The sequence below is a fragment of the Reyranella sp. genome, from assembly GCF_017305915.1.
Lineage (GTDB): Bacteria > Pseudomonadota > Alphaproteobacteria > Reyranellales > Reyranellaceae > Reyranella.
This window is the reverse complement of the sequence record NZ_JAFKJN010000043.1, coordinates 1-11,770: the sequence shown is the minus strand read 5'-3', so window position 1 is coordinate 11,770 and position 11,770 is coordinate 1. Positions and strand designations below refer to the sequence as shown.

Genomic DNA, 11,770 nt, shown 5'->3' with positions numbered 1-11,770 from the left:
TTTAAGGCCGGCGCACCGCGACGCTGGCCGGCACGACTTCTGGCGCCGTCGCGATCTCGGACGGCGGCGTGTTGCCGGCCGCGAGGCGACGGACGACCAGGGCGGCGATCAGGACGATCGTCGTGGCCGTGCCGGACACCGCCAGCGCCTCTGCCCAATCGTAGGATGCTGTGCCTGCGCGGGAGAGGGACTGGGTGAGCCACAATACGGCGTAGCCGGCATGCACCAGAGCGCTGGTGATCAGGGCCGTGAGACCGACCAAGGCAGCAGGCATAGCGTGCTTCACTGTGATGCTTCCTCCCGGTGCGGCCGCCGGCTGGGGCGATTTTGTGACCGCCGTTTGCGGCACATCGCATTTGGTTACACCGGTCACCAGTGACCTTTCTGTGACCGTGGAACTTCGTGCAATGTCGGAAGCGCACGCACCATGACCCCGCGCCCGCAGCGATGCAAGACGCCTCGTGTCAGCTGCGCGTCGCCATCGGCTGCAAGGTGAAGCCGCCGACGATCTCCTGACGGCCGGCGCGGTCGTGGGCGGTGTGCACCATCTCGATGTTGCCCAGCCGATGGCCGCGCAGCCGCGCCGGATCGGCTTCGATGCCGAGCGCCATGCCGAAGAAGCGGTCGGGGCCGTGGCGACGGCCGTCGCCGGAATCGTGGTCGGCGACCACGAGCCCCGCGCCCGGCGTGGTCTGGCGCAGGATCACCGCGTCGGGGAAAGGCCTGGCAAGGCCCTCGCGCACCAACTCGAAGCCGCGATGGCCGGCCGGCGCCACATAGCGCTCGAAGGGCGCACGCGGGATGGCGAGATGGAAGCGCACCGCGTTGGTCGGCCAGCCGGGATGCTGCAGCCTCAGGCCGTTCGATCCCCGCGCGGCCTGGGCCACGATGAAGTTGATCCAGAGCGGCTTCTTGATCGCCATCAGCGCCGTGTTGAAGGGCGCGAGATTGCGTTGCGCGATGTGGCGGTCGTAGCGCGGGTTGGAGTCGAGCGTCAGCGGCACGTTGCCCATCGGCGGGAAGAAGTTCGGCTGCTCGCCCGAGGTCACGCGCACCTTGACGCAGGGATGGCCCGCCTTCAGCCACTCGGCCGGCGTCATGCCGCCGAGATTGACGCCCTGCAGACCTGCGGCGAGAGCCGAGAAGACCTTGCCGACGTCGAGGCGGAAGGCCGCCACCTCGTAGCTCTGCTTCCCCATGAAGTGCTGCTCGAAGGTCGGGTTGGGGTCGGCGGGATCGTAGTTGCCGAGCGACGGCAGCGGCACGCCCGGGCTCATGAAGGTGTTGAAGCACTGCGCGTCGCACAGAACGTTCACCGGGTTGGTGGAGAAGAACGCCCGCCCGGCCGGCTGGGTGCCGCAGGAATTGCCGATCAGGGCGCTGACGTAATACTCGGCGCCGGCATTGAGGAAGGACGGCAGCTGGTGGAGGCCGGTCTCGTCGTAGAGGAAGATCTGCGACGTCGCCCAGAAGTTGGCGGGCACATGGTCGAGCGGCACGCCCTGCATCTCGCCGTCGCCGAACCGCCGGCCGTCATCCTTCGCGAAGCTCGCGACGAACAGCAGCGCCGTTGCCGCCCCGGGGAAGGTCGGCGGCGGGTTGTCGTGCACGCCCGGCTGGGCGAGCGGGCCGTTCTGCGGGCTGTCGTTCGGCTTGCCGTTGGCGATCCAGGTGCCGAAGGCGGTGAGCAGCGGCGGCGGGTTGCCGTTGTTGAACTCGAGCCACAGCGCGTCGAACTGGGTCGCGAGCGGCTGGCCCGGCGGCTCCGGCGGCGGCATCACCGGCCAGGTCTTGCCGGCGAAGGAGATCTCGGCGGGCACCATGTTGGGCGGTTTGAACGACGGCGCCAGCATGTTGTAGAGCGGGCTGTCGGTCGGGACGTTGGTCGCTCCCAGCGGCGTCTGGCCGGCGAGGCCCGGCGGCGCGTTGTTGCCGAGCACCTTCAGGATGCCGTGCGGATGGTGGGGATAGAGCAGGCAGAAGCCGCCCATCGGATTGGCGTCGTCGAAATGGCCGCCGTCGGTCGTGCCGATGCCGGCAACGTAGGCGCCCTGGAAGCGCTTGAAGATCGCGTAGGCGAAGCTGGTCTTGCCCGGCATGTGCGGCCTCCTCCCAGTCCGCCTCCGGATACACCGGCGAGTTGCAGGGTAAAAAGAAGACTCTCGTTTCGGAGGTTTCGCCGGCATGTCGGCGGCGCGCTGCCCCGGCGTGAAAGAAGCAGACGCTTTGCGCATCGAATGCTATACGGCTGGCCACGTCCCCGTAGCTCAGCTGGATAGAGCATCAGTTTCCTAAACTGAGGGCCACAGGTTCGAATCCTGTCGGGGACGCCACTTCGGTACAGAACTGGGCACGCCAAAACCCGCCGTTTTTGCGCTTGAAGCGGCAACGAGCGTGCGCAGCAGTTCGCCTTTCGCGCCCATGATGCGAAGCTCCTGGATGTCGATTTCGACTCGCGCGGCCAGCGCGCGAAGGTAATCGCGACGGAATCCGCCGCCGTCCGTTCGCAGGCGCTTGCGGGCCTGCCTGGCAAACGTCTTGAGAGACTGGGGGGTGTGATGGTCGGCCCGACCCGCTCGTGCGCGCCCAGAGCGCGCTCCGCGTCGGCGTGGGCTTGATCGCGGGTGGCCTTCAGTTCGGCAACGCGGCCTTTCAGCTGGGGTCGGCGAGATCGGCGACGCCGTTCTCGATGGCGTCGTAAAGCCGGCGGAGTTTGACGTCGACTTCGGTCACGCGCTTGCGCAATTCGGCGATATGCGTCGCGCGGCGCTCGGCGGGCCCCTCCCGTCGATTGAGGAACGGAGGACAGGATTTCCTCGAGCCGAGCGGGCTGCAGCAACCGGCGCTCGATGTGGTCCGCGACCAGCGCATCGAGCTTTTCCATCGGGACCGTGCGGCCCTTGCAGCCGGTCTTGCCCTGCCGAGCCTTGGTGGAGGGTCGGGCCGCTCACGATGCGCGGCGCGGTGAGCGCGGGGTTGCGGAACTTGAGCAGCGCCTGCACCGCGTCGAACTCGGCCGCATCGATGATCGCTGGCACCGCCATCTCGACGACCTCGGCGCTCTAGTCCAGCGGTGTGAAGCCCGTGGCCGCGACCGTCGCCGCCCACATCTCGCGATCCGACTTGATCATTTGGACAAATTCGGTAGGGGTGCACCCCGCCGCGTCGAACGCCTGCCTTGTGAAGCTCGATTTGAGGGCGTCGGTCTCCAGGCTCTTGCGCACCGCGGCATTGAGGCCGACGACGACCTCATTCGGCGTGCCGACAGGTACGAACAAGCCGAACCATTCGATGCCCTCCATGGCCGGATAGCCCGCTTCGCGTGCCGTCGGCACATCCGGCAAGATGGCGCTGCGTTTGGGTGCCGTTGTCGCCAGCGCGCGCAGACGGCCAGCCTGGACGTGGGGAAGAACGTTGGAGACCACATTCAGGGCGGCGGCAATCTGGCCCGCCAACAGGTCCTGCACGACGGGCGGGCCGCCCTTGTAGGGCACGTGCGTCATTGGCACGCCAGCTGACCGAGCCAAGCTCGCCGCCATGAAGTGCGGACGTGTTCCCTCTCCAGGGGAACCGTAGTTGGCAAGCTTGGGGTTCGCGCGGCACCAGGCGACGAAGTCGGCGACTGTCTTTACGTTGGCAGGCACCAGCGAACCGACGCTCAACAGGAATTGCACCGTGCACACGGTCGACACCGGCGTGAAGTCGCGCAGCGCGTCGTATCCCAACTTGGCGTAGACGTAGGGAAAGAGCGCCACTTGATCGCCGGGGGTTAACGTCATCGCCGATCCGTCGCGCTCTGCGCCCTTCAACCCCTCCAGTGGCAGGCGCCCGCCCGCGCCGGGGCGATTGTCGACGATCAACGAAGGTGCATACCCCTTCATGTGTTCTGCCAGTAGGCGTGCGACCAGATCGGGCGACGAACCGGCAGGGAAGCCCACCATGATGCGAGCATTGCGGCTAATGACGTTGGCTTGGCCTGAGGCAGCGAGTGCAAACAGTCCTGTTGGGACGGCAGCGGCACTCGACAGGGCAACGAAGTGACGACGGCTAGGCATAGCCCACTTCCTTGTTGATCAGCTCTGCGCTTGCCTTGGATGCAAGTCCACCCAGCGCGCAGAGCCCCGCCGATGCTCCGAGAAAACCACGACGATCCATGATTGCGACCTCGTGCTGACTCTCTGCGCGAGCCCTCGTCTCCCCGCGCGCCATTGCGCCTCGCGTGGGGCCGAGCTTGAGAGCTCCTCATTTCACGTTTGCAAGCTACCGCGCCAGGCTATAAATGGAATTCTCTATTTCGTTCTATCGATATAACCGGGCACATATGTCCAGGCGGATCGATTGGGAAGGCCAGGTCGGCCGGCAACTCCGGCTGCGTGACCTTCATGCCTTCTTCACGGTCGTGCACTGTCGAAGCATGGCGAAGGCAGCCTTACAACTCGGTGTCTCCCAGCCTGCAGTGTCGAAGATCATTGCTGATCTCGAGCATGCGCTCGGCGTTCGGCTTCTCGACCGGAGCCCGCAGGGCGTCGAGCCCACTGTCTTCGGGTATGCCTTGCTCAAACGCGGAATGGCAGCCTTCGATGAGCTTAAACAAGGCATCAGAGACATCGAATTTTTGGCCGACCCGACAGCCGGCGAAGTGAAGATCGGCTGCCCTGGAAATATTTCGTCCACACTCATGCCGCGAATTGTAGAACAGTTCGTACAAAAAATTCCGCGCGTCCTGCTGCATGTCGACGCGGTCCAGGATCCCCAGAATCTTCCAGGATTACACGACCGAAAATACGATCTCTACCTGACGAATTTGCCGTTGCCGGAGCACCGCGTGCCGGAAGGCTTAAATGTGGAGTTTCTCTTCAGCGATCCGTTGGTCGTGGCAGCGGGCATGAAACATCGGTGGGCAAACCGCCGCAAGATCGACTTTGCCGAATTGGCCGAAGAGTCTTGGCTCCTGCCGAGGACCGACAGCTGGAACTACATCTGCATAGCAGATGCGTTTCGAACCCGCGGGCTGCCTGGGCCGAAAATCGGCCTATGGAGCAACGACGCCCTGCTGCGCACTCACCTGCTGGCCAAAGGCCAGTTTGTGACGGCCATCGGGAAGTTGAATGCGGCATGGTATGGCTTGAAAGCCTTGCCGATCGATCTACCCGTTCAACCATGGCCTGTAGTCATTGCCACGCTAAAGGGTCGAACCTTGAGCCCGGTTGTGGAACTCTTCATTGAATTCGTGCGGGATTTCACGAAGCCAATGCGACAGGCTCATAAGACCACCTCGCGCGGGACCTTCCAAGGTTCAGGACCGCCTCCTCAATCGCTTTCTGACCCATCAGGTCGATTCCGGGATTGAGCGACTGGGCGCTATCAAAGGATAACCGAAATCGGGACACAGCCGCCGATAGGCGTAGCGCAAGATCGCAGGCCGTCGCAGACTTGCCGATTGGAGCGCGCGGCGGGTCGCCGCTTCATAGCGCCCCGGCGAACGAGTAGTGCCCATCTTCATCGACCGTGGCACGCCATACTCCCAGGACATCCGCCATCGGCTTCTCTTGAGGTTTCGACCGGCCGGGAGATGGCGCCAGGGCGTCGCCCTCTAGCGATCATCCTGTCGGCGGCGCGACTCCTTCCGGTCCCGCTCCCCGCGGGCGGCGGCGCGCCAGGCGCGCCAGGCGAGGACCGCCGCCGCCACCATGGCCAGCGAGGCCAGGGCGTAGGTCATGGGATCGGAGTCGCCGACGATCATCATCGTGCCTCAGTGCTGCGTTCCCGGAGGCTGGCTGATGCGGTCGATGGCGGCAATGCCCAGCGCCGACAGCACGAACAGCGCGTGGATCACCACCTGCCACATCACGCCGGTCTCGGAGTAGGCGGTGCGCTCGCTGCCGAGGTTGCCGGCCTCGATGAAGGTGCGCAGCAGATGGATCGACGAGATGCCGACGATCGCCATGGCGAGCTTGATCTTGAGCACGCTGGCATTGACGTGGCTGAGCCACTCCGGCTGGTCGGGATGCTTGTTGAGCTGCATGCGCGAGACGAAGGTCTCGTAGCCGCCGACGATCACCATGATCAGGAGGTTGGAGATCATCACCACGTCGATCAAGCCCAGCACGATCAGCATGATCTGCTGCTCGCTGAGCGACAGGCTCTTCTCCACCAGATGGAGCAGCTCCTTGAGGAACAGGATCACATAGACCACCTGCGCCACGATCAGCCCGAGATAGAGCGGCAGCTGCAGCCAGCGCGAGGCGAAGATCAGCTTCGGCAGCGGCCGGAGGTCGCGTCGGGGATCGGAGCCCGGCGTCGGCGCGGTCGTCGTCGACATATTTTGTTCATCTCCCTGCTTTGAGCGTCATCGCACAGGAAGTGAAATGGGTTGGCAACTTCTTTGTTCAAGCGGCGTTATTGTTCCCGGAGCACGGCTCCACCCGACCTCGAGCCGCGGATGTACCGGTGGAGGTCGCGCGAGGCCCGCCCGAGGTGATCGGTGCGGGCCTTCTGGTCTTTGCGGAGGGCATTCGACATGGCGGACGGCCCAATGGCGAAAGGCAACTATCGCGGCCGCATCCTGCGGCCGATCCCGTACGACGACGGCTCGGGCACGCGCCAGGTGGCACCGGTCGGGGCCTACGAGATCGCCGAGCGCGGCGAGCACCTGCAGTTCTTCGGCGAGGGCCTTGACCTCTTCAACATGCCGCGCAAGCACGCGCTGCAGCACCACAAGGTCGGCCACCTCGAGATCGAGGACTGGGAGAGCTAGCCCGCCCAGCGCCGGTCGGCGCGCAGGGACGAGTCCTGCGGCACGAACAGCAGGTCGAGCTGCGCGGTGGCGTCGTCGAGCGGCCGCCGCTTCAGCCCCAGCACGTCGGCGACGACGAAGCCGTGCTCGCGCATGAAGGCCACCACGTCGGCGACCTCGGGACCGCCCTTGACGGTGGCGATGGTGCTGGTCTCGACGATCACCGCGTCGAGCTCGGCGATCCGCCCGGTCATGCCGCGCAGCACGATCATTTCCGCGCCCTGCACGTCGATCTTGGCCAGCGCCGGTCCTTCGATGTGCGGGAACAGCGTGTCGAAGCGGCTCATCGGCACCGTCTCGAAGCGCAGGAAGTCGCGCTCGCCGACCTCCTCCAGCAGGGTCGAGCCCTGGATGTCGGCGCGAATCTCGAATCTCGCCTCGCCGTCGCGGTCGCCCAGCGCCAGCGGATGGATCTGGCAGGAGAGCGAGCGCGCGATGCGCTGCAGGTGCGGCTGCGACTCGGGCGTCGGCTCGATCAGGTGATAGAAGGCGTCGGGGAAAAGCTGGTAGAGGCCGAAGGTGCCGAAGCCGACGCCGACATCGAACACGGTGACCGGCGCGAAGCCCCGGTTCTTCAGCGCGCCCAGCGAGCGCTGCCAACTGAGCCGCGGCGTGCGCAGGGGAATCCACGGCTCAAACGGCCGCAACGCGTTCTTGAGGTTTTCAAGCACGTCCATGCCCTAAGAATGGCGACGATTGCCGCGGCGTGCGGTGATCAAGATGTGGCTGTGTGAATGGCGTGCCAGATGTGTGACGGCGTGGCCGGCCCGTCGAAATTCTTGACGCCGAGCGGCGCCAGCGCGTCGAGGATGGCGTTGGCGATCGCCGGAAAGGCGGCGATCGCGCCGGCCTCGCCGCAGCCCTTCACGCCCAGCGGATTGGTGGTGCAGCGCGTGTTGTTGAAGCCGAGGTCGAACGACGGCAGGTCGTCGGCGCGCGGCATGGCGTAGTCCATGAAGGTGCCGGCCACCATCTGGCCCGAGTCGGCATCGTAGGTGCTGTGCTCCAGCAGCGCCTGGCCGATGCCCTGCGCCATCGCGCCGTGCGCCTGGCCCGCGACGACCATCGGATTGACCAGCACGCCGTAGTCGTCGACGCCGCTGTAGCGTTCGAGGGTGACGCGGCCGGTCTCGGGGTCGACCTCGACCTCGACGACGTGCGTGCCGTTGGGGAAGGTGAGGTGCTCGCGTTTCCAGAAGTGATAGGTGTCGAGGGGCTTGCCTTTCTCGCGCCCGAACGCAGCGACCTCGAGGAGGCCGACCGCGCGGTCGGTGCCGGAGACCACGAAGCGGCCATCCTCGAAGCGGATGTCGGCCTCGCTCGCCTCGAGGATGTCGGCGGCGAGCGCCGTGCCCTTCTGGATGATCTCGTCCGAGGCGCGCCACATCGCGGTGCCGCCCATGTAGGTGGCGCGCGAGCTGCCATGGCCGCCGCCGGTGGCGATCAGGTCGGTGTCGCCCTGGCGGAGCTTGATCTGCTCGTTGGGCACGCCGAGCCGCGTCGCCAGGATCTGCGGGAAGGTGGTCTCGTGGCCTTGCCCGATATGCTGCGTGCCGGTGATCAGCGAGACCGTGCCGTCGGTCTCGAAGCGGATGTCGACATTCTCCTCCGGCGAGCCGCCGGTGCCCTTGATGTGATAGGCGAAGCCCAGCCCGCGCCGCAGGCCGCGCGATTCGCTTTCCTGGCGGCGCGCGGCGAAGCCCGCGATGTCGGCGTGGGTCAGCGCCTTGTCCATCGTCTCGGGAAAGGCGCCGCTGTCGACCTCGAAGCCGAACGAGTTGGTCATCGGCATCTCGCTCGCCGGCACCATGTTGCGCCGCCGCAGCTCGGCGCGGTCGAAGCCGAACCTGAGCGCCGCGGCATCGATCAGACGCTCCAGGATGTTGACCGTCTCGGCAAACCCCGGCCCCCGCATCACGCCGATCGGCGTGGTGTTGGTCAGCACCACCCGGACATGCAGCGCGATCGACGGCAGGCGATAGACCGTGCCCTGCAGGTGAACGTACTGGTAGGTCGGCACGCCGCCGCCGACGCCCGCGAGATAGGCGCCGACATTGGCGAGGCTCGCGACCTTGAGCGCCAGGAACTTGCCGGACGCATCGAGCGCCAGCGAGGCGCTCGCCTGCATGTCGCGCGACGGGTGGTCGGCCAGGAAGACCTCGCTGCGGGTGGCGATCCATTTGACCGGTCGGCCGACCTTGCGCGCCGCCCAGGCGGCCAGGATGTGCTCGGCATAGATGAAGTTCTTGGCGCCGAAGCCGCCGCCGACATCGGGCGCGATGAAGCGCACGTCCTTCGGCTCGACGCCGAGGCAGCGGGCGGCGTGGTTGCGGTTGATGTGGATGTTCTGGCTGGAGATATGCAGCGTGTAGCGGCCCTCGGCCGGATCGAACGTGCCGACCGAGCCGCGCGGCTCGATCGGGTTGGTGGTGACCCGATGGTTGTCGAGCTCCATCGTCACGACATGCGCGGCGCGCGCGAAGGCTGCGTCGGCGCCGGCCGCATCGCCGGTGCGCCAGTCCATGCAGACATTGCCCGGCACCTCGGGCGACAGCAGCGGCGCAGCGGCGGCGACGGCGGCCTTCGCGGTGGTCACCGCGGGCAGCGCCTCGTAGTCGATCTCGACGAGCTCTGATGCATCGAGCGCCTGGGCCAGCGTCTCGGCTACCACCATCGCCACCGTCTCGCCCATGAAGCGGACCTTGTTGGCTGCGAGCAGCGGCTGCTCGTCGAAGAGGAAGCGCTCGCCGGTCTGGACGTTGGCCTCGGCATAGGGCCTGAGCCACTTCAGCCCGTCGGCCGTTGCGTCCGCGGCGGTCAGCACCGCCAGCACGCCGGGCGCCGTCTTCGCCGCGCGCGCGTCGATCGCCCGGATGCGCGCATGGGCGTGCGGCGAGCGCACGAACACCGCACGGCTGAGGCCGTCGAACTTCAGGTCGTCGACGTAGGCGCCGCGTCCTGTGACGAAACGGGCATCCTCCCGACGCCGCGGCGAATCGCCGATCACCGACCTGTTCATCCCGCGAGTCTCGCGTGGTGGACCGGCCGGAGGCAAGCCCCGCGATTTCGTGCCAGACTGTCGACATGACCAGCCATTACGAAGTCATTGTCATCGGCGCGGGCGTGGCCGGCATCTACCAGATCAAGCGCCTGGCCGATCTCGGCGTCGAGGCCACGGTTCTCGAGGCCGGCGGCGATCTGGGCGGCACCTGGTACTGGAACCGTTATCCCGGCGCGCGCTTCGATTCGGAGAGCTACACCTACGGCTACTCCTTCTCGCGCGAGCTGCTGGACGAATGGCGCTGGAAGGAGAAATTCTCCGGCCAGCCCGAGAACCTGCGCTATCTCAACCACGTCGCCGACAAGTTCGGCCTGCGCAAATACATGCAGTTCAACTGTCGGGTCGATGCCGCCCGCTACGACGAGGCCCGGAACCTGTGGCACGTGCAGGTGTCTGACGGCCGCGCGCTCACCTGCCGCTTCCTGGTCCTGACGCTCGGCCTGCTGTCGATCCCGACCCTGCCCCGGCTCGAAGGCATGGGCAGCTTCAAGGGCCGCTCGTTCCACACCTTCCACTGGCCGCACGAGCCGGTCGACATGGCGGGCAAGCGCGTCGCGGTGGTCGGCACCGGCGCGACCGGCATCCAGGTGATCGGCGAGATCGCCGACAAGGTGGGCGAGCTGACGGTGTTCCAGCGCCGGCCGAACTGGAGCGCGCCGCTCAACAACGGCCCGATCTCGGACGCGGACATGGCCGATCTCCGCCGGCGCTACGACGAGATCTTCGCCACCTGCGCCCGCACGCCCGGCGGCTTCGAGCACGAGCCCGACCGGCGCGGCTTCTACGAGGTCTCGCGCGAGGAGCGGCTGGCGCTGTGGGACGAGCTGTATGACGGGCCAGGCTTCGGCATCTGGCTGGCGAACTTCCGCGAGATCTTCACCGACGAGAAGGCCAACGCCGAGTTCTCGGAATACATCGCGGACCGCATCCGCAGGCGGGTCAAGGACCCCGCGGTCGCCGAGAAGCTGATCCCGCGCGACCACGGCTTCGGCGTGCAGCGCGTGCCGATGGAGACCAACTACTTCGAGGCCTACAACCGGCCCAACGTGCACCTGATCGATCTCGGCGAGACGCCGCTGGTGCGAGAGACCGAGACGGGGCTCAGGACCACTGAGGACGGGGGCGAGCGCGACTACGAGTTCGACATCATCGTCTACGCCACCGGCTTCGACGCCATCACCGGCGCGTTCGACAAGATCGACATCGAGGGCGTGGGCGGCATGAAGCTGGCCGACAAGTGGCGCACCACCATCTCGACCTTCCTCGGCATGATGGTGCACGGCTTCCCCAACCTGCTGATGCCGTCGGGCCCGCAAAGCGGCTCAGCGTCGACCAACTATCCGCGCGGCATCGAGACCGGCGTGAACTGGTGCACCGATTTCCTGGAGCATGTCTGGGCGAAGGGCTACACGCGCTTCGAAGCGACCGAGGCGGTCGAGAAGCGCTGGACCGACCACGTCACCGGCATGTATGCCATGATGCTGATGCGCAGGGCCAAGTCGTGGTTCACCGGCTACAACTCCAACGTCCCGGGCCACGAGCAGGGCACCATCCGCTACCTGGTCTACAACGGCGGCTCGCCCAAGTACGTCGGCATCATCAACTCCGTCGCCGCCAAGGGCTACGAGGGCGTTACGCTGGGCGCGAGCGCGCCACCAGGCAACCCTCCCCATTCATATGGGGAGGTGTCGCGGTAATCCGCGACGGAGGGGTCATAGGCAACAGGCTCGGTGGGGCTGATGACGCTCCGTCAGCGTAAGACGCCGACACCTTGTGTCTTGGAATGGGTGCAGACTGCGGTCGCCAGAGGATCGGCTCGCACCCGATCCTCTGGCGCGGCAGGAGAGCCCGTCTGGCACCAAGACTGCACGTCGTTGGGGAGCTTGGGCCCCGGCCGTTGTCTTCGCAAACCC

General features: G+C 66.3%; 12 protein-coding genes and 1 tRNA gene. 4 read left to right on the top strand and 9 right to left on the bottom strand.

Annotated elements, in window-relative coordinates; translation table 11 throughout:
- Position 1 precedes the first annotated feature (1 nt).
- A complete protein-coding gene (locus tag J0J01_RS30985) occupies positions 2 to 262 on the bottom strand; it encodes a hypothetical protein (RefSeq protein ID WP_296387497.1) in 261 nt (86 codons plus the stop codon).
- Between the two features lie 202 nt (positions 263 to 464).
- Positions 465 to 2,099 (bottom strand): hypothetical protein, encoded by a 1,635-nt coding sequence (locus J0J01_RS30980; RefSeq protein ID WP_296387496.1) that lies wholly within the window; start codon positions 2,097 to 2,099, stop codon positions 465 to 467.
- Between the two features lie 157 nt (positions 2,100 to 2,256).
- On the opposite strand from J0J01_RS30980, the gene J0J01_RS30975 reads away from it, so the two are divergent.
- Positions 2,257 to 2,333 (top strand) — tRNA-Arg (locus J0J01_RS30975).
- A 319-nt stretch (positions 2,334 to 2,652) separates the two neighbouring features.
- On the opposite strand, the gene J0J01_RS30970 is transcribed toward J0J01_RS30975, so the two are convergent.
- The 3 genes from J0J01_RS30970 to J0J01_RS32790 form a co-directional block, all read right to left on the bottom strand.
- The gene (locus J0J01_RS30970; protein WP_296387495.1) at positions 2,653 to 2,871 is read right to left on the bottom strand and encodes a hypothetical protein; all 219 of its coding nucleotides are present in this window, start codon (positions 2,869 to 2,871) and stop codon (positions 2,653 to 2,655) included.
- A 191-nt stretch (positions 2,872 to 3,062) separates the two neighbouring features.
- Positions 3,063 to 3,941, bottom strand: a complete 879-nt coding sequence (locus J0J01_RS30965) for a tripartite tricarboxylate transporter substrate-binding protein (RefSeq protein WP_296387494.1) — start codon at positions 3,939 to 3,941, stop codon at positions 3,063 to 3,065.
- A gap of 106 nt (positions 3,942 to 4,047) precedes the next feature.
- Positions 4,048 to 4,155 carry a twin-arginine translocation signal domain-containing protein gene (locus J0J01_RS32790; protein ID WP_365738907.1) on the bottom strand — a complete coding sequence of 36 codons (108 nt, stop codon included), beginning with the start codon at positions 4,153 to 4,155 and terminating at the stop codon, positions 4,048 to 4,050.
- Between the two features lie 166 nt (positions 4,156 to 4,321).
- Here J0J01_RS32790 and J0J01_RS30960 point away from each other — a divergent pair, with 166 nt between their 5' ends.
- On the top strand, positions 4,322 to 5,350 hold the full coding sequence (locus J0J01_RS30960) for a LysR family transcriptional regulator (RefSeq protein ID WP_296387493.1): 1,029 nt from the start codon (positions 4,322 to 4,324) through the stop codon (positions 5,348 to 5,350).
- Between the two features lie 243 nt (positions 5,351 to 5,593).
- Here the strand turns inward: J0J01_RS30960 and J0J01_RS30955 are convergent, their stop codons facing one another.
- Positions 5,594 to 5,746: a hypothetical protein gene (locus J0J01_RS30955; RefSeq protein ID WP_296387492.1), complete on the bottom strand. Its 153-nt coding sequence runs from the start codon at positions 5,744 to 5,746 to the stop codon at positions 5,594 to 5,596.
- A 6-nt stretch (positions 5,747 to 5,752) separates the two neighbouring features.
- Entirely contained in the window at positions 5,753 to 6,322 is a 570-nt protein-coding gene (locus J0J01_RS30950; RefSeq protein ID WP_296387491.1) for a TIGR00645 family protein, read from the bottom strand.
- Between the two features lie 198 nt (positions 6,323 to 6,520).
- On the opposite strand from J0J01_RS30950, the gene J0J01_RS30945 reads away from it, so the two are divergent.
- Positions 6,521 to 6,757 carry a hypothetical protein gene (locus tag J0J01_RS30945; RefSeq protein ID WP_296387490.1) on the top strand — a complete coding sequence of 79 codons (237 nt, stop codon included), beginning with the start codon at positions 6,521 to 6,523 and terminating at the stop codon, positions 6,755 to 6,757.
- On the opposite strand, the gene J0J01_RS30940 is transcribed toward J0J01_RS30945, so the two are convergent.
- Positions 6,754 to 7,473, bottom strand: coding sequence for an FkbM family methyltransferase (locus tag J0J01_RS30940; RefSeq protein ID WP_296387489.1), 720 nt, complete (start codon positions 7,471 to 7,473; stop codon positions 6,754 to 6,756). The genes J0J01_RS30945 and J0J01_RS30940 overlap by 4 nt on opposite strands.
- Positions 7,474 to 7,511: 38 nt before the next feature.
- The gene (locus J0J01_RS30935; RefSeq protein ID WP_296387488.1) at positions 7,512 to 9,815 is read right to left on the bottom strand and encodes a xanthine dehydrogenase family protein molybdopterin-binding subunit; all 2,304 of its coding nucleotides are present in this window, start codon (positions 9,813 to 9,815) and stop codon (positions 7,512 to 7,514) included.
- A 65-nt stretch (positions 9,816 to 9,880) separates the two neighbouring features.
- On the opposite strand from J0J01_RS30935, the gene J0J01_RS30930 reads away from it, so the two are divergent.
- A complete protein-coding gene (locus J0J01_RS30930; RefSeq protein ID WP_296387487.1) occupies positions 9,881 to 11,554 on the top strand; it encodes an NAD(P)/FAD-dependent oxidoreductase in 1,674 nt (557 codons plus the stop codon).
- The last annotated feature ends 216 nt before the right edge of the window (positions 11,555 to 11,770 follow it).

Excerpts from the sequence above, each read along its gene's own strand:
- J0J01_RS30980 (WP_296387496.1), bottom strand. The coding sequence starts at position 2,099 with ATGCCGGGCAAGACCAGCTTCGCCTACGCGATCTTCAAGCGCTTCCAG.
- J0J01_RS30970 (WP_296387495.1), bottom strand. The coding sequence starts at position 2,871 with ATGCGCTGGTCGCGGACCACATCGAGCGCCGGTTGCTGCAGCCCGCTC.
- J0J01_RS30965 (WP_296387494.1), bottom strand. The coding sequence starts at position 3,941 with ATGGTGGGCTTCCCTGCCGGTTCGTCGCCCGATCTGGTCGCACGCCTA.
- J0J01_RS32790 (WP_365738907.1), bottom strand. The coding sequence starts at position 4,155 with ATGGATCGTCGTGGTTTTCTCGGAGCATCGGCGGGGCTCTGCGCGCTG.
- J0J01_RS30960 (WP_296387493.1), top strand. The coding sequence starts at position 4,322 with ATGTCCAGGCGGATCGATTGGGAAGGCCAGGTCGGCCGGCAACTCCGG.
- J0J01_RS30955 (WP_296387492.1), bottom strand. The coding sequence starts at position 5,746 with ATGATGATCGTCGGCGACTCCGATCCCATGACCTACGCCCTGGCCTCG.
- J0J01_RS30950 (WP_296387491.1), bottom strand. The coding sequence starts at position 6,322 with ATGTCGACGACGACCGCGCCGACGCCGGGCTCCGATCCCCGACGCGAC.
- J0J01_RS30945 (WP_296387490.1), top strand. The coding sequence starts at position 6,521 with ATGGCGGACGGCCCAATGGCGAAAGGCAACTATCGCGGCCGCATCCTG.
- J0J01_RS30940 (WP_296387489.1), bottom strand. The coding sequence starts at position 7,473 with ATGGACGTGCTTGAAAACCTCAAGAACGCGTTGCGGCCGTTTGAGCCG.
- J0J01_RS30935 (WP_296387488.1), bottom strand. The coding sequence starts at position 9,815 with ATGAACAGGTCGGTGATCGGCGATTCGCCGCGGCGTCGGGAGGATGCC.
- J0J01_RS30930 (WP_296387487.1), top strand. The coding sequence starts at position 9,881 with ATGACCAGCCATTACGAAGTCATTGTCATCGGCGCGGGCGTGGCCGGC.